Here is a 16,208-nt window from a genome sequence, read left to right as displayed (position 1 = left end):
GGAGTGGGCGGGTACAAGGGGCTATTGCATTATATTAATCTCACAATAAAACAGCGCGCAAATTGCCCTGAGGCATTTGCGCGCTGATATAGAACTACCTTTGTTAAATGCCTGCCGTCAACGCGGCAATACGGCCCTGTACATCGCCTTTAAACACCCCGCCATGATAGCAGATTACGGTTTCAATATCGAAGTCCTTAAGCTTCTTCAACGACTGCAGCGCTGATGCCATATCAGGCGTTACCGCTTCTCTTGGGCCATTCAATTCCCCGTTCGCCACAACCATCGCGTCGCCCGCAATCAGTGTCTTGCTTGGCTGATGATAGAGGCTCACATGACCCGGCGTATGGCCTGGCGTATGAATAACCGTAATTCCGCCGCCAAACGGCAGGTTCTCTCCATCTGCCATGGTCCGATCTACGTTTGCGCCCGTAGGATAAATGAAAGTCGCTTCGAACTGACTGCGGGCAACCACAGGCAGCGCTCCAAGCAAAGCAGCCAGCCTTTCCGGCGATGCCTTGAGCATCGGCTTCTTGCCATCGATAACCGCCCGGTCGTCCTCATGCGCGTAGACGACAAGCTCAGGATTGTCCGCTTTGAAGCCCGGAAGCCCTCCAATATGGTCGATATCCTGATGAGTCAGAAGGATGTTGTTTAATTTCTGTTCTCCAATGCCAGCCTGCTTGGCAAGCTCTATAATTGTTGGGGCCGAACCCGGCATGCCCGTGTCGACCAGCACCCATTCATCCTTGTCGAACAAAATCGTCGGACAGACTGTCATCGGCCCCAAATCAAGCTCCAACATCTCAATACCATCTGCAATCCGCATAGCGCTGCCTCCGTTTCAAATGAACCTGTAACATACGAGTAGAGTATAGATCTGTCCATAGCCGCTCGTCAAATCGTCCGTATTCTCCGTTGTCAAAGCTGGATTTCGCAGTAAAATATGTATAAAAGGAAGTGATTTTATCAAGCTGTTGTTTGTCTGCAGCAGGAATAAATGGCGAAGCCTTACGGCCGAGAAAGTATTTGAATCGTACAGCATGTACGAAGTAAGATCCGCTGGCACGGAAGAGAACGCTCGGATTAAAGTCACCGCAGGGCATGTCGGCTGGGCTGATCTTATTTTTGTGATGGAGAAAAAGCATCTGAGAAGACTGCAGGCCAGATTCTCCTCCGAATTAATTGGCAAGCAGGTTATTTGTCTTGGCATTCCCGATGAATACGGCTTTATGGACGAGGAGCTTATTGAGCTGCTGAAAAGCATGGTATCGGATTATATCGAAGTTCCGGATTAACCTCTTCATCTTCTCCATGGTATACTCATTGTAAATTTCATCCAAATTTATTCTGTCATGGAGGTTCAACATGATTGTAATCGTCATTCTCGGTATATTTCTAGCCGGACTTATCGCCTACTGGATTCTGCATGAAGTTATCCAAAGCGCCATCGACAATTCGGCAATGGCAAAGAATATTCAGGAAATCCGGGATCATCTAGTCGGTAAAACTGTCGAACAGCCGCAGGTGGCAGGCGATGAGGACCATGAGAACTGCCCGGGCTGCGGACACCTCGTTCATAAATCAGATACGGTATGCGCCATTTGCGGATTGGCATTAAGGGATTCGGATTAGCGGATTTACAATTTCTTTACCAGGCGTGCATAACAAAGGCGAAGCCGGTCCATAATACTTGTGACGGTGTAAGTGAGGTGTGGTTCCATTGGACTTTATAGTGCAAGAACTGCTGAGGGATCTTAACTAGCCACTTATAACGATGGAAGCGAGGGGTTGTGCCGCAGAGTACATCCAACCGCGTGCTTAACACGTTCCGCCCTAACGGTTCGTGAGTAAGCCGTGCCCGAGTGATCAATACGTGAAGTGTGATATGTAAAGTCTCATTCAAACAACACACCGTCGGAAGAGGGGCCTGTAAAAGGGCTCCTCTTTTCTATTGAAAACAGCCAGCGCAGGCTGTATACTCCAATTAATTCTAAGGAGGTGCCATTCATGCTCGAACGTCCGCAAGCAAGTGAATACAACGAGTTTTTTACTCGTTACATCGGCCTTGTACCTGAAGGAAATCTAATTGCTTTATTAGAAGAACAGCAAGCGGAAACAAACCGCATCTACTCCGCCTTATCCGCAGAACAAGCGGATTACCGCTATGGCGAAGGCAAATGGTCACTAAAAGAAGTACTGGGTCATGTGACGGACACGGAGCGTATTATGAGCTATCGTCTGCTTCGCATTGCAAGAGGCGATCAAACCCCGCTTCCGGGCTTTGACCAGGACGCTTACATGGAAGGCAACCCCTTCAGCGGGCTCACCGTTGCAGAGCTTCTCGAGAATTATAATGCCGTGCGCCAAGCGACGATTGTTCTGCTTAAACAGCTTTCGGCGGAAGCCTTTACCCGCTCCGGCTTCGCAAATCAATCGCCATTAACCGCACGCGCAATAGCTTATATTCTGTATGGCCATGAACGGAATCATCTGTCGATCGTTCAGGAGCGCTATTTGGACAATTAAATTATTTGCGTTTATCCAGCCGGGAGGCAGCGAAGCTGCCTGTCCATTGGACAAGCTGAACGAGAACAACCAGAATAACGATACACGCCGCCATCACTTCGGTATCAAACCGCTGGTAGCCGTAACGGATGGCTAAATCGCCGATACCTCCGCCCCCGACGGTACCTGCCGCTGCGGAATACGAGATAAAGCTAATGATCGTTACCGTAAGGCCGGATACCAGTCCCGGGCGGGCTTCGGACAACAGAACCCCCCATATGATATGCTTCATCGGCGCTCCCGAGGCCACAGCAGCCTCAATAACCCCATTGGGCACTTCCCGCAGGCTTTGCTCCACCAGCCGCGCATAGAACGGAATAGCCGCCACTGACAACGATACGGAAGCTGCAAGGGGGCCAATCGCGGTTCCTACAATCATCCGGGAGAATGGAATTAAGGCTACGAGCAGAATAAGGAACGGAAAAGAACGGACCAGATTCACCGCGTAACTAACGATGCCATATAACGGGCGGTTAGCCCGTAGATGGCCAGGTGCCGTGAGGAACAGAAGTATGCCGATCGGCAAGCCGATAATGACCGCTGCGGAGACCGAGATGGAGACCATCGTAAGGGTCTGCTCGATCGCTCTTATTATCTCTGATTTTAATGCCTGAACGCTATCCACGTTAACCCTCCCCTCTGTGCCACACGGAAGAAGAGGAAGAACCATCGGTGGTATCGAACAAAAACTGCCCTAGCGGCGTTACCGGCTTAACACCGGGAAGATTCCTATCCAGCTGCTCGGTGATCTGCCCGTTCTCCATGACCGCGATCTTGTTGCATAACCGCTTAGCCACCTGAATCTCATGAGTCACCAGCATGATCGTTACCTGGAATTCACGGTTGATCTTCTCCAGAAATTCCAGAATCGACAAGGTCGTAACCGGATCAAGCGCCGAAGTCGGCTCATCGCACAGCAGAACCTTTGGATCGTTCGCAAGAGCCCTGGCGATTGCCACCCGTTGCTTCTGTCCGCCGCTCAGCTGAGCCGGATACTGCTTCGCTTTATCCGCTAGCCCAACGATTTCAAGGCACTCTTCCACTCTTCTCTTCCGCTCTCTGGAAGGCAGCTTTGCCGCTTTCAGTACAAATTCCACATTGGCCGCGCATGTCTCGTTGCTCAGCAAGTTATAATGCTGAAAAATCATTCCGATCGATCGTCTCGCTTCCCGCAATTCTCCTGCGCTCAGCCCCGTAAGCTCTTGTCCATCTATATAAACCTCTCCGGTAGTTGGCGTCTCGAGCAGATTGGCCATACGAAGCAAGGTCGATTTGCCCGCTCCGCTGAACCCGATTATCCCTTGAATCTGCCCTTTCTCTATATGCAGAGAGGTAGGCTTGACCGCTTCCACCCACTGCCTGCCGGTTTTATATCGTTTGCTGACTTCTCTAAACGTGATCATCGTTTCTCCTACTTATCTCGTGAACTTGCCCTTATGGTAGCAAACATCCATAGACAAGGGCAAGCTAAGCCTCTCACCCGAGAAGCTTAGCTGTCTATCGCCCTTATTAAGCGTTGGAATTCGGCCGGCGGAGCCCCATTCCATGCAGCTGCTGCAGGCTGCGGTTTACGCGCTTTCGGTAGCTATCGGTTCTGATTATGACCGCTCCCTTAGAGCCAAGCAGATTTTTATCCATAATTTTCCACGTATGAGAGCTGCGGTCCGCTCTTCGCATGGCCGCAAAGTTATAAGGCGATGTCGTGTAAACGCGGAACTTATTGTTCAACGCTCCCTTAATAAACCGCACGTCCGAGCCTTGGCGGACCTTGGTGTTAAAGGACACCTTCTCAAGCACCCGCTTATGGAACATAATGGTCGCCCCGGCAACCTTGCTCACCGGTGAGTACCAGGATGTCCTCCTTCTTCGCAGCATTAAGGTTGAACGATGCGGGAAAAAATAATAGATTTCCAGCTTCCCGACAATATCCGCTTTACTGGTCTGGAACATCGACATGGCCTCAGAGATATAATTGGTCCCATAATAATCATCGTCGTCGAATTTGGCGATATAGTCGTACTTAGCCAGCGAAGCCGCGTAATTGAGACACGCACCAAGATTTGAACTCTCCGGCATCCGGTAGACCCGCACATTCGGGAAAGATTTAGCCTTATTCTGATATTGCTGAAGCCCAGCCCTATCTTTATTCACAATAATGATAAGCTCTTTGTTCGCCCAATCCTGCCGGGCATAGTTCTGGAATAATTGATTGATAAGCTGGGGGCGCATGGTAGATGTAATGATCGTGACGCCTCTTGCGTCTGCAGCGCTCATTGCTTTCGCAACCTCCTATATAATGTTGTGAAAATGGTCATGACATGACATTCGGACTCATGTCGTCGCCATCTCTAACAGCTTTTCAATATGAAGTGAAATAGGATCGCGGTATTGCGCCGATACCGTTATTATATGCGTACCCATCCCATTATCGTCGGACAACAGCCTGATTATCATTCAGATAAAATAGGCCTTTGCAGACGCGGTCAGACGCGCTTGCAAAGGCCTATTCTTTACTTCACTATAAATTCCACCCGGGTTCCGTCCGGAAACGTATCGAGCTGGTTGCTTACCCAGGCACCCGCTCCGCGATTGTCGGATGGAGCGATATACGCGATATCGGCTCCGTCTCCGCCTTCCTTGCACATGGCCATCGGCCATTCATCGCGGTCATAGCCCTTTTTCGTCGGGATATCCTTCAGCGATTCCTTGCGGTTCTCCTCGGCATTCTCCCGGTCAATCGTACAGATCTTGGACTCTCCTGAAGCCATCGCTTCGCGGATATGCTTTGCCGTCTCCGGATATCGGTCGGCCGGGAACTCCAAGGTATAGTTGCTTGATGAAGCAGGCTCCGCTCCTGGCTGCCCCTGCCAATCGTCTAGATGAGGTACGATATAGATCATAATAGCCACGAATAAAATGGCGAGTAGTTTCTTCAAAGCGAAGTGACCTCCTGCTGCAATTAGACAAGTCTGATTCCGTTACTTATCGGATTTAGGTGCGCAAACCCCGTCAACGCAGGCGTCATCTGCTCCGTTTGCTCCACTGTCTCCGCCAATAACGGTAAGTGGCTTGTTTTCCTCCCAGGCCTTCGATACCGCCTGCAGGAATACCTCGCTCGGCTGAGCGCCGGAAACCGCGTATTTGCGGTCAATGACGAAGAACGGTACACCGCGTACGCCAAGCTGTCCCGCCTCCTGCTCGTTCGCGCGAACCTCCTGCTTGTAAGTTCCCTCCTCCAGAGCCTTTAGCGCTTCCTCACGGTCAAGCCCGATTTCCGCAGCTAGATCAGCCAATATTTCTTTGCGTCCAAGATGCTTGGAATCGGTGAAATAAGCTTTGAACAGACGCTCAGCCATCTCTTCACGCTTGCCGTATTTGGCTGCAAAATGAGTCAGCTGATGCGCGTCAAACGTATTGGTCAGAATCATCGTATCGAAACGATAATCCAGGCCAAGCGCTTTTGCCTGCTGCGTCAATTGAACGTTATTGGAAATCGCCTGCTGGCGGGACATGCCGTATTTGTTCGACAAATAATCGTATACATCATGACCGATCTCGATAGGTGCGTTTGGATCAAGCTCAAAGCTTCTGAACTCCACCTCAACTTGATCACCATGCTCGAATTCGCCAAGAGCCTGCTCCAAGCGGCGTTTGCCGATATAACAAAACGGGCAAGCAAAATCGGACCATACTTCTATTTTCATAACGAACACCTTCCTTTGTTTAATTACAGTCCCAGCGGGAGCTGCATTTGCTTCATCAAATCCTCGAATTTCACGGCGTCTGTCGGCACCTCGTAAAGGAACTTCGGATTGCCGTTCAAGTCGCCGTATGTCATGTCATAATGAACATTTACTTTGGTTGTGCCGCCGGTATCCTTATCCGTCAGTTCAACGTTAACCTTCCCGGCCTGATACGCCAGCATCTTATCCTTATTGATGGCTCCAGTAACAGACAGCTCATTGACCTTTACATTCTGGTTCAGATAATCGATCTTGGCCGCTTTGTCTGTCTCCCAGTCCGTTTTCATTTTCTCTACATCGCCCTTGGACTTCTGGATCGCCTGCAAATAAGAGTCGTTCGAAGCGATGACCGTCAGCAGTTCCGGAACCATCTCATTAACAATGGCCTCAACAGATTGCTTGTAATTGCTCTCATCCATCTTGAACTGGATCACTTGATCGGCCTTTACCTCGTCCGGTATGCCGGCATCCTTGGCCTTCACGCTTTTGAAGTAGGTTTTCTCGTCAAAATGCTTAAGTACAACCGCGCCAAGCTCTTGCACCAATTGCTGCTGGGCTGCGGCATCCAACGTTGTTGCCGCTGCACCTTGCTGCTCCGCCAGCGCCTTCAAATCCAGCTCAACGAATTTACCCGCTGCCGATTCCGGAAGCTGAAGCATCGGCAAAGCCGGCAGCTTCATATACAGCTTGTCATCCGTCATAATCATCGGGATGGTAATCGTTGTTCCCGATAACAGAAGATTAAGCTCCATATCCGTACGCTTCGGTTCCTTCGCATAGACCATCTTAATATCCAGCTTAGCGCCCTTCATCATACCGGTAATAACCGTAGTCATATCGATTCCGTTTTGTGCCTCGCTAGCGGGTAATTCGATATTATCTATACCAAGAGACATTTTAGCGGAGTAACCGTCGAGTTTTTCCATATTTTTCATGGCATCCTGGAGAGCCTGCTTTGGCGGTGCATCGCCGGAGCTGCAGCCTGCAATTACGAATAGAACAGCAATAAGTGCAACATAAGCCAACCGCTGTACCGTTTTCAAATCCGTTCGTCCCCCTTTTTAAACAATACCTTCATTCTATAACAACACCGGGCCATTTAGAAGATAAATGCAGCAAAATCCCGTTCCAGCTGACTGGAACGGGATTTTGTCTAATCGGATTTATAAAGTTCATGAACCCTCGGGGTTATTATGCCGAACATGGTTTTTTTGCTTTACTTTTTTGGAGCCGGACAGAGGCTCCTGCTGACGGCTTTGGCTTTGACGCTGTCTGCCGCCGTTTTCTTGTGCTTCGGGGACGGGATAAGAATCGGGTTTGCTCATGGTTTAACGCCTCCTATAGAAGGTTAACTGCGCTGATGATGCAAATCTGTCGGCTGATCATGATTAAGCGCGTCTTGATGGCGCCGGTCATTCACATCCTGATTGAGCTGCTGAGCCTGATGGCTGTTCACCGGCGTTTGAGCCAGATCGTCAATTACGTTCGACAGGTTTTTGTCGAGCGAGCCTTTTGCCTTTGTCATGGACGGTCCCTCCTACGCGTGTGTCAGCTGATGAAGGGCTTGCGCGCATTCATGCAGGTGACGGGTGTAGTCCTGAATTAATTGCTGCATCGGATCGGTACGTTCATCAATGGAGACTTTATTTTTATCCACATCAATCACTTCGACCTTCACTTCGCGGCTATCCACATAACATACCTTGAAGTCAAAGGAGTACGCTTGGTGTCCTGCCGTGCTAATGGTGACACGGAGTGCGTTAGGATCCGACTCATCGGCGAAAACCTCGCAATTGTCCGCATCCTTGATCCATTCCGGCAAGGTACGCTGCCATGCGGCTACAAGCTGATTCTGATCAATTTGAAGCTTATCATTAGCCATTTGTAAAAGCACCTCCACAACCTATAAGATGCGGCAATGCGATTCGAATTATTCGGCAGCGGCTATACACCTTATCCACAGACTTATCCACATATTCTCCCCTATATTCACAACGCTGTGTATAAGGTCCAGCAAGGGTTTATTCACAGGCATACAATTGGAGCACAACATGTTATCCCCAATTCGCTTAATCAAAAAAAACAAAAAACGCCCAAGACAATCGTCTCGGACGTGCTTTATGTATACGGTTGATAAAAACTGGCGGAGAGGGTGGGACTCGAACCCACGTGGGCTTGCACCCTAACGGTTTTCAAGACCGCCCCGTTATGACCGCTTCGGTACCTCTCCATATAAAGAACTGACAAAAGTTATTGTACCACAGGCCAAAAACCAGAATCAACTGCATTTTTGGCCCATGGCAAAATATTTAAGCACGCGGGCTGATTTTTTCCAGACCACCCATATACGGGCGCAGTACTTCCGGTACTACAATCGTTCCGTCTGCTTGCTGGTAGTTCTCCAGAATAGCGGCAAACGTACGGCCTACAGCCAGACCCGAGCCGTTCAGCGTATGCACGAACTCCGGCTTGCTCTTCGCATCGCGGCGGAAGCGAATGCCTGCGCGGCGTGCTTGGAAGTCCTCTACATTGGAGCACGACGAAATCTCACGGTAGGTGCCTGCACTAGGCAGCCATACTTCAAGATCGTAAGTCTTCGCTGCCGTAAAGCCCATATCGCCTGTGCAGAGCGCCAGAACACGGTATGGCAGACCAAGCAGCTGCAGAACTTTCTCTGCATCAGCCGTCATTTTCTCTAGCTCATCATAAGATTCTTCCGGCTTCGCCAGCTTGATCAGCTCGACTTTGTTGAACTGATGCTGGCGGATCAGACCACGCGTATCGCGGCCAGCCGCACCTGCCTCCGAACGGAAACACGAGCTGTAAGCAACAAAATGCTTCGGCAGCTCTTCGATCGACAGAATTTCTTCCCGGTGAAGGTTCGTCACAGGAACTTCAGCCGTTGGAATAAGGAAGTAATCCGAATCGCTGATCTTGAACAAATCTTCTTCGAACTTCGGCAGCTGGCCTGTACCGATCAAGCTGTCGCGATTAACAAGGTAAGGTGGCAATACTTCTTCGTAGCCATGCTGATCGCTGTGCAGGTCCATCATGAAGCTGATCAGTGCACGCTCCAGACGAGCACCATGGCCGCGGTAGAAGGTAAAGCGCGAGCCTGTTACTTTGCCTGCGCGCTCGAAGTCGAGGATACCCAGATCCTGCGCAAGGTCCCAGTGAGCCTTCGGCTCGAAGTCAAACGTCGTTTGCTCGCCGATACGACGAATCTCGACATTATCTTCTTCGGAAGAGCCAACGGGTACGCTCTCATGAGGCAGGTTCGGGATAGCCAGCATCAGCTCTTCCACTTGGGCCTCAACCGTGCGAATCTCCTCGTCCAGTTCTTTAATCCGGTCACCCACTTCGCGCATTTCGATAATCAGCGCTTCAGCGTCGCCACCGGATTTCTTCAGCTTCGCCACTTCCTGCGATACTGTATTGCGGCGAGTTTTCAAATTATCTGTTTCAACGAGCAGAGCGCGGCGCTTAACGTCCAGCTCCGGAAAACCGGAAATAAGGTCGAGCGAAGCACTACGATTTTTCAGCGCCTTCTCCACCTGCTCATATTCGTTACGTAGCCATTTCACGTCCAACACGACAGTTGACCCCTCCCTAATGCTATACGAAGTATTTTACTTCGTCGTTGTTTTAGCCGCTTCTTTCACCATGTCGACAAAATAAGCATGCAGACGGTAATCGTCCGTGAGCTCCGGATGGAAGGAGCAAGCGAGCAGATGCCCTTGTCTTGCGGCTACAATCTCATCGTTGTATACGGACAATACTTCAACGTTGCTGCCAACTTCTTTAATGAGAGGAGCACGGATGAACACCGCACGGATCGGTTCATCGATTCCTTGGATCGGAAGATCCGTCTCGAAGCTTTCACGCTGGCGGCCAAAGGCGTTACGCGCTACAACCATATCCATCAGCTGCAGATGAGCATCCTCTTGACCTTCGATTTCGCTTGCCAAAATAATAAGACCGGCACAGGTTCCGAATAACGGCTTGCCTTGCTTCGAGAACTCCTTAAGAGCCTCGAGGAAGTCGTACTTGCGGATCAGCTTGCCGATTGTTGTGCTTTCGCCGCCTGGAATGACGATACCGTCGAGCTCAGCAAGCTCTTCAATTCGTTTAACGGCGACCGCTTCCGCGCCCGCCGCCTCCAAACTGCGTATATGCTCTGCTACTGCGCCTTGAAGCGCCAGTACACCAATTTTCATAAGCCTACACGCCTTTCTATAGATACCGCTTCTTACAGACCGCGGTCTTGCATACGCTCAGCTGCTTGCAGCTTCGAAATTTCAATGCCTTTCATTGGAGTACCCAAGTTTTTGGATACTTCCGCGATCAATTTGTAGTCTTTGTAATGCGTTGTAGCCTCAACGATTGCGCGCGCAAATTTCTCAGGGCTGTCCGATTTGAAGATACCGGAGCCTACGAATACGCCGTCAGCGCCCAGTTCCATCATGAGTGCTGCGTCGGATGGAGTTGCAACGCCGCCTGCCGCAAAGTTAACGACCGGCAGTTTGCCGCTCTCATGAACTTGCAGAAGCAGATCGTAAGGAACGCCCAGAACTTTTGCTTCGTTGTACAGCTCGTCCTTGGACAGGTTTTGTACTTTGCGGATCTGACCGTTGATCAAGCGAAGGTGACGAACAGCCTCAACGATGTTGCCTGTTCCCGGCTCGCCTTTTGTACGAAGCATAGCTGCGCCTTCTTGGATACGGCGAAGAGCCTCACCCAGATCTTTCGCGCCGCATACGAAAGGTACAGTGAATTCGTTCTTGCTGATATGGAATACTTCGTCCGCAGGAGTCAGTACTTCGGATTCGTCGATGTAGTCAACGCCCATCGATTCGAGAACGCGTGCTTCTACGATATGACCGATACGGGCTTTCGCCATAACCGGAATGGATACCACTTTCATAACTTCTTCTACGATTGTTGGGTCAGCCATACGGGCTACGCCGCCTGCTGCACGAATATCAGAAGGTACGCGTTCCAGTGCCATAACGGCAGTTGCACCTGCTGCTTCCGCAATTTTCGCTTGCTCGGCGTTCATAACGTCCATGATGACGCCGCCTTTTTGCATTTCTGCCATACCGCGTTTTACGCGCGAAGTACCTGTTTCCATGCTTAGAAATCCTCCTTAAAATGGAGCGCAGCCCCCGCTAAGGGGGCTAAGCGCTTAATCGCTTATTTAGGTTGAAGCTCGCCGCTTACTCTAACCATTTATTTTACAGGAAGGGCCATTAATCGACAACCCTTGATTTGCCTTACCTGCCACGCTTTAGAGCATATTCGGCGCTAGCTTAGAACAAATCGACGATACCGTTGAACAGACCGGAGAAGAAGCCTCCGATTCCGCGGAACATCAAGGCGAACCAGCTTGCCTTCTTCACGTCTTTGCTGGCAATTAAGTTGACCGTTTTCTCAAGTGCTTTGCCTTGCTCATCGGTATATTTGTACGTTGCCGTACCTACGACTTGACCGGCTTTAATCGGAGCAACAAGCTCCTCCGGTTTCTTAAGCTCATAGCCGGTAAGCTCGACCTTCGGCTCCGTACCTTTTTTCACAATAAGCGAAATATCGGATTCTGTAATGATCGGAACCGATTTTTTCACACCTTTTTTAATTTTAACCGATTCTGCTTTTTCTACCACGGATTTTGCCGGAATAACCGTTTTCTTCTCGAGGGAGTTAAAAGCGTAGTTGTACAGCTTCGCTGTTTCGTTAAAACGAGCTTCCTTCGACTTCGTGTTCATAACAACGCTGATATAACGCTGGTCGCCGCGTTTTACTGTACCCGTAAACGTATAACCTGCAGCGGAAATATAGCCTGTTTTCATACCGTCAACACCGTCATAAGCAAAAGCCTTCAGATAAGTGTTGCTCTTATTGGATGCAAGCATCCAGTTAATATTTACGATTGGTTTGTCATCGCGAGGCCGGAACTTGTATTCCGTCGTCGAAGCATACTCCAGAAACTCCGGATCATTCTTAATAATGACTTGAGCCAGCTTTGCCTGGTCTCTTGCCGAAATCACTGTTGTATCAGCCAAACCGGTTGCGCTTGTATAATGAGCGGAAGTAAGTCCGAGTTTTTGAGCCGTTTCATTCATTTTTTCCACAAAACCTTGCTCGCTGCCGCCGATAGCGGAAGCCAAAGCGATCGTCGCATCATTCGCCGAGCCTACGGCCATAGCCATATAAAGATCCTTCACTTTATATTGCTCGCCTTGAGCCAAATAAACCTGTGAGCCGTCTTTTGGCGTATTTGCTGCTTCTTCGCTAACCGTAATCATTTCATCCCAATTAAGCGCTTTGCTCTTGATTTGCTCAAGAACGATGTATTCGGTCATCATCTTAGTCATACTTGCAGGAGGACGAGGCTCGTCCGCATTTACTTCATATACAACCTGGCCCGTGTCGGCGTCGATCAAGATGGCTGAACTTAACTCAAGGCCAAGGGAGTTTTCCACCCATTCGCCGCCCTTCGTACCTGCTGCACTCACCGAGGACGTTCCTAATGATAATGCTACTATACCTGCAACGAATGCTACTACTAGTGACCGTAATCTTACCGGCAATACTTTCAACGTTTTCTCCCCTTTTCATCCCTAAGTCGTTTGAATTTCATTGTAACACATGGGATAGGTAGAGTTAAACCGATGTGGGGTGATTCTACTTTCTGGCATTAATAGAGTCGTTTTCTCAGTCTGCTAGCGGTTGAACCGTATTTCCGGATGGCAGTTATGTATATTTCAGGAGGCAGATTAAAAAAATCTTATCTATTAAGCGTAAGCCGCCATATCAAAAAAGCAGACAAGAGACCTAGACGTATAGTCGCTAAGTCCTTGTCTGCTTTTTCCCGTGGTCGGGTTATTACAGCGAGTAGTTTGGAGCTTCTTTTGTAATTTGAACGTCATGCGGATGGCTCTCGCGAAGACCGGAGCCTGTAATCCGGATGAATTGCGTATCGTTACGCAGTTCATCAAGGTTTTTAGTACCGCAATAGCCCATACCGGAACGAAGTCCGCCAAGCAGCTGATGAACGGTATCGGCAAGAGGACCTTTGAATGGAACGCGTCCTTCAATACCTTCCGGAACAAGTTTGCTCTCGTTCTCTTGGAAGTAACGGTCTTTACTGCCTTCTTTCATAGCGCCAAGCGAGCCCATGCCGCGGTATACTTTAAAGCTGCGGCCTTGGAAAATTTCCGTTTCGCCAGGGCTTTCGGCTGTACCTGCGAACAAGCTGCCGATCATAATCGCGCTTGCGCCTGCAGCGATTGCTTTTGTAATGTCGCCGGAGTACTTGATGCCGCCGTCTGCAATGACTGGCACATTGTATTCGCGAGCTACGGTTGCGCAATCGTAGATAGCGGTAATTTGAGGTACGCCGATACCCGCGATAACGCGCGTTGTACAGATCGAACCAGGACCGATACCGACCTTAACGACCGATGCGCCTGCTTCAATCAGATCACGAGTGGCATCACCCGTTGCTACGTTACCCGCGATGATCGTAAGATCCGGATACTTAGCACGCAGCTTGCGAACCGCTTCAATAATATTAATATGATGACCATGCGCCGAGTCAACGACCAGTACGTCGATACCTGCTTGTACCAGTGCATCCGCGCGGTCCGCCGTGTCTTTACCGATACCAACTGCAGCGCCGCAAAGCAGACGACCATGCTTGTCTTTCGCCGCATTAGGGAATTGAATCGCTTTTTCAATATCTTTAATGGTAATGAGCCCTTTAAGGATATTGTTCTCATCCACGAGAGGAAGCTTCTCGATCTTATGCTTTTGAAGAAGACCTTCCGCCTCTTGCAAAGTCGTTCCGACAGGTGCCGTTACAAGATCCGTACGAGTCATCACTTCGTTGATTTTAATCGAATAATCATGAACGAAACGCAAGTCGCGGTTTGTCAAAATACCAACCAGCTTCTGTTCGTTGTCTACGATCGGCACACCGGAAATACGGTATTTGCCCATCAGTTCTTCAGCGTCGTAAACATGATGATCGGGTGTCAACGAGAATGGATTTGTAATAACGCCGCTCTCCGAACGTTTAACGCGATCAACTTCTTCTGCCTGCTGAGCAACCGACATATTTTTATGAATGATGCCGACTCCACCCTCACGAGCTATAGCAATCGCCAAAGCCGACTCCGTAACAGTGTCCATCCCTGCGCTGATCAACGGAATGTTCAGCTTGATGCCTTCGCTAAGTTTTGTAGATACGTCCGATTCACGAGGCAACACAACAGATTTCCGCGGTACGAGCAGTACATCATCGAATGTCAGGCCTTCTTTGGCGAATTTCGTTTCCCACACGAGTAAGTTCCTCCCTTAATTTTGATACCTCTCACGCATATTATTGCAATATTATCAGAGGGGTCAGGGGCTGTCAAGGATGTTAGGTTTATGAGTGGAACGGTTCCCTTATGCAGGAAAGTAAGCCTTTTTACACCCAGTTATAGGCAATCTCGTTGTTAGCGCTTTAGAAAAAGTCGGGCAGGAACGTTGTGCGTACCGGAATTCTTCTCTCCAGCTGCTCCACCTGCCGGCTGTCTCCTTGAATAAGACCGTAACGAAGCAGCTCAGTCGGACGTTTATAGCCGGTCAGTACCGCTGCCAACGATCCGATTCCTGTCCGAATGGACTCCTTGTTAGTTTCTCCCGATATACGCTGTACATTCGCAGTACCATCGGCGACAATACGAACCTCATACCGCCCATTGTTCCAAGCCGCATGCTCATCCTCAATATCGAGCAGAATGGTTTCTTCATTGCCAGCCTCAAATGGATATTCTTTAAGGAATGCTTCCGCATCTACAATCCTAGCCATAAAATACGGCTCAATCTCCTGCTTGATCCGAGGATTATTAAGCAGATAAGCAAGAACGTCGTCTGTCGCTACTTTTATTTCCAGCCGGTCAATCATAGAGTCATGTTGGCCGAGGAACGACCATAGAGCACGGCGGGCCTCTTCCGTCAGGTCAATCAACTCATGAACGAAAAGCTCTCTGTTCTTCACCTCGTAGATGACATAACCTTGCGCTTCCCCGGCGCTGTCAAAAAAGACGCAGGTCTGTCCCTTCTTGCGCGACGAAATTCTGTAGTTCCACCATGCTACCGATCGGTCCAATGCTCCATTCACTTGCTTGGCATAGGCGTTATAGATCGGATTCAACAGCTCATAGCTCTGCTCCACTCGTTTGATCGTTCCGTTGTATGGCGCTCTAGCGGGCAGCTGGCTTACATCGATCCGATAGGTTTTAAGATCCGTATATACCTCCCAGCCAAACTTGCGGTAAAAGCCAATCGAGAACGGATGTAGAAAAGATAAAGTTTGCCCCTTCTCTTTCATCTTCTCAAGTGAGTGATGCAGCAGCTCGGCAACTAACCCCTGGCGTCTGAACTCAGGCCAAGTAGATACCCCAGCAATGCCGCCCATGGCAAATCGCTTATCTCCAATATAGGTATATAAGTCAAGGATGGCCAGTTGAGCTGCAAGCTTGCCATCTATGTAGATTCCCCAGCGATCCGTTTCCTCCCGTTCAAAGCGTTCCCGTGATTCTGCCAGCTTAACAGCTGGAATTTCATATTGAAATGCGAACTGACTTAACTCAATCATATCGTCGAATTGATCCATCGTAAGCAATCTTGTTTCCTTGGTCATAACCATAACCAGACTCCTCTCAAATTGGCCTGTAAACATTCACATTATGGCATAGCGAGAGGAGACAGGGCAATGTTAGAAAGCAATAAACACAAAAAAACCTGCCGCGAAATGCGGCAGGTTCTTCATTGCTTGGCGACGTCCTACTCTCCCAGGACCCTGCGGTCCAAGTACCATCGGCGCTGGAGGGCTTAACGGTCGTGTTCGGT

Annotated in this window: 19 protein-coding genes, 1 tRNA gene and 1 rRNA gene; 3 read left to right on the top strand and 18 right to left on the bottom strand. The window is 49.6% G+C overall.

The window, feature by feature from the left end; genetic code table 11:
* Window positions 1-103: 103 nt before the first annotated feature.
* Complete coding sequence (locus WFJ73_RS31450; RefSeq protein ID WP_336776751.1) at window positions 104-829, bottom strand: MBL fold metallo-hydrolase; 726 nt, start codon at window positions 827-829, stop codon at window positions 104-106.
* A gap of 139 nt (window positions 830-968) precedes the next feature.
* Between WFJ73_RS31450 and WFJ73_RS31445 the strand changes: the two genes are divergently transcribed.
* From WFJ73_RS31445 to WFJ73_RS31435, 3 genes are all read left to right on the top strand, one after another.
* Window positions 969-1,298 carry a low molecular weight protein tyrosine phosphatase family protein gene (locus WFJ73_RS31445; protein WP_336776784.1) on the top strand — a complete coding sequence of 110 codons (330 nt, stop codon included), beginning with the start codon at window positions 969-971 and terminating at the stop codon, window positions 1,296-1,298.
* 70 nt (window positions 1,299-1,368) lie between these two features.
* The gene (locus tag WFJ73_RS31440) at window positions 1,369-1,635 is read left to right on the top strand and encodes a hypothetical protein (RefSeq protein ID WP_336776750.1); all 267 of its coding nucleotides are present in this window, start codon (window positions 1,369-1,371) and stop codon (window positions 1,633-1,635) included.
* Window positions 1,636-2,010: 375 nt separating this feature from the next.
* Window positions 2,011-2,529 carry a DinB family protein gene (locus WFJ73_RS31435; RefSeq protein ID WP_336776749.1) on the top strand — a complete coding sequence of 173 codons (519 nt, stop codon included), beginning with the start codon at window positions 2,011-2,013 and terminating at the stop codon, window positions 2,527-2,529.
* Between the two features lies 1 nt (window position 2,530).
* Here WFJ73_RS31435 and WFJ73_RS31430 read toward each other — a convergent pair whose 3' ends face one another.
* The 17 genes from WFJ73_RS31430 to rrf all read right to left on the bottom strand — a co-directional run.
* A complete protein-coding gene (locus WFJ73_RS31430; RefSeq protein ID WP_336776748.1) occupies window positions 2,531-3,238 on the bottom strand; it encodes a methionine ABC transporter permease in 708 nt (235 codons plus the stop codon).
* The gene (locus WFJ73_RS31425) at window positions 3,195-3,971 is read right to left on the bottom strand and encodes a methionine ABC transporter ATP-binding protein (RefSeq protein WP_336776747.1); all 777 of its coding nucleotides are present in this window, start codon (window positions 3,969-3,971) and stop codon (window positions 3,195-3,197) included. The genes WFJ73_RS31430 and WFJ73_RS31425 overlap by 44 nt, the downstream gene beginning before the upstream one ends.
* A gap of 106 nt (window positions 3,972-4,077) precedes the next feature.
* The gene (locus WFJ73_RS31420; RefSeq protein WP_336776746.1) at window positions 4,078-4,842 is read right to left on the bottom strand and encodes a glycosyltransferase family 2 protein; all 765 of its coding nucleotides are present in this window, start codon (window positions 4,840-4,842) and stop codon (window positions 4,078-4,080) included.
* A 236-nt stretch (window positions 4,843-5,078) separates the two neighbouring features.
* A complete protein-coding gene (locus tag WFJ73_RS31415) occupies window positions 5,079-5,504 on the bottom strand; it encodes a NucA/NucB deoxyribonuclease domain-containing protein (protein ID WP_442956009.1) in 426 nt (141 codons plus the stop codon).
* A 42-nt stretch (window positions 5,505-5,546) separates the two neighbouring features.
* A complete protein-coding gene (locus tag WFJ73_RS31410) occupies window positions 5,547-6,272 on the bottom strand; it encodes a DsbA family oxidoreductase (protein ID WP_336776745.1) in 726 nt (241 codons plus the stop codon).
* 23 nt (window positions 6,273-6,295) lie between these two features.
* Window positions 6,296-7,354, bottom strand: a complete 1,059-nt coding sequence (locus tag WFJ73_RS31405; protein ID WP_336776744.1) for a hypothetical protein — start codon at window positions 7,352-7,354, stop codon at window positions 6,296-6,298.
* A gap of 129 nt (window positions 7,355-7,483) precedes the next feature.
* Window positions 7,484-7,636, bottom strand: a complete 153-nt coding sequence (locus tag WFJ73_RS31400; RefSeq protein ID WP_336776743.1) for a small acid-soluble spore protein P — start codon at window positions 7,634-7,636, stop codon at window positions 7,484-7,486.
* 23 nt (window positions 7,637-7,659) lie between these two features.
* Window positions 7,660-7,836 carry a hypothetical protein gene (locus tag WFJ73_RS31395; protein WP_336776742.1) on the bottom strand — a complete coding sequence of 59 codons (177 nt, stop codon included), beginning with the start codon at window positions 7,834-7,836 and terminating at the stop codon, window positions 7,660-7,662.
* A gap of 12 nt (window positions 7,837-7,848) precedes the next feature.
* The gene (locus tag WFJ73_RS31390) at window positions 7,849-8,193 is read right to left on the bottom strand and encodes a hypothetical protein (protein ID WP_012772096.1); all 345 of its coding nucleotides are present in this window, start codon (window positions 8,191-8,193) and stop codon (window positions 7,849-7,851) included.
* A gap of 259 nt (window positions 8,194-8,452) precedes the next feature.
* Window positions 8,453-8,541, bottom strand: a tRNA-Ser gene (locus tag WFJ73_RS31385).
* Window positions 8,542-8,620: 79 nt separating this feature from the next.
* Window positions 8,621-9,904: a serine--tRNA ligase gene (gene serS / locus WFJ73_RS31380; RefSeq protein ID WP_336776741.1), complete on the bottom strand. Its 1,284-nt coding sequence runs from the start codon at window positions 9,902-9,904 to the stop codon at window positions 8,621-8,623.
* 36 nt (window positions 9,905-9,940) lie between these two features.
* Window positions 9,941-10,528, bottom strand: coding sequence for a pyridoxal 5'-phosphate synthase glutaminase subunit PdxT (gene pdxT, locus WFJ73_RS31375; protein ID WP_336776740.1), 588 nt, complete (start codon window positions 10,526-10,528; stop codon window positions 9,941-9,943).
* A 32-nt stretch (window positions 10,529-10,560) separates the two neighbouring features.
* A complete protein-coding gene (pdxS, locus tag WFJ73_RS31370) occupies window positions 10,561-11,442 on the bottom strand; it encodes a pyridoxal 5'-phosphate synthase lyase subunit PdxS (RefSeq protein WP_127497766.1) in 882 nt (293 codons plus the stop codon).
* Window positions 11,443-11,620: 178 nt separating this feature from the next.
* The gene (locus WFJ73_RS31365) at window positions 11,621-12,823 is read right to left on the bottom strand and encodes a D-alanyl-D-alanine carboxypeptidase family protein (protein ID WP_336776739.1); all 1,203 of its coding nucleotides are present in this window, start codon (window positions 12,821-12,823) and stop codon (window positions 11,621-11,623) included.
* Window positions 12,824-13,193: 370 nt separating this feature from the next.
* A complete protein-coding gene (guaB, locus tag WFJ73_RS31360) occupies window positions 13,194-14,651 on the bottom strand; it encodes an IMP dehydrogenase (protein ID WP_336776738.1) in 1,458 nt (485 codons plus the stop codon).
* A gap of 166 nt (window positions 14,652-14,817) precedes the next feature.
* Window positions 14,818-15,999 carry a GNAT family N-acetyltransferase gene (locus WFJ73_RS31355; RefSeq protein WP_336776737.1) on the bottom strand — a complete coding sequence of 394 codons (1,182 nt, stop codon included), beginning with the start codon at window positions 15,997-15,999 and terminating at the stop codon, window positions 14,818-14,820.
* 130 nt (window positions 16,000-16,129) lie between these two features.
* A 5S ribosomal RNA gene (rrf, locus tag WFJ73_RS33500) occupies window positions 16,130-16,208 on the bottom strand; the annotation flags it as partial.

Origin of the sequence: Paenibacillus sp. MMO-58, from assembly GCF_037146255.1 — a bacterium.
Lineage (GTDB): Bacteria > Bacillota > Bacilli > Paenibacillales > Paenibacillaceae > Pristimantibacillus.
The sequence above is the reverse complement of the archived record's forward strand: the minus strand, read 5'-3'. Positions and strand labels throughout refer to the sequence as shown.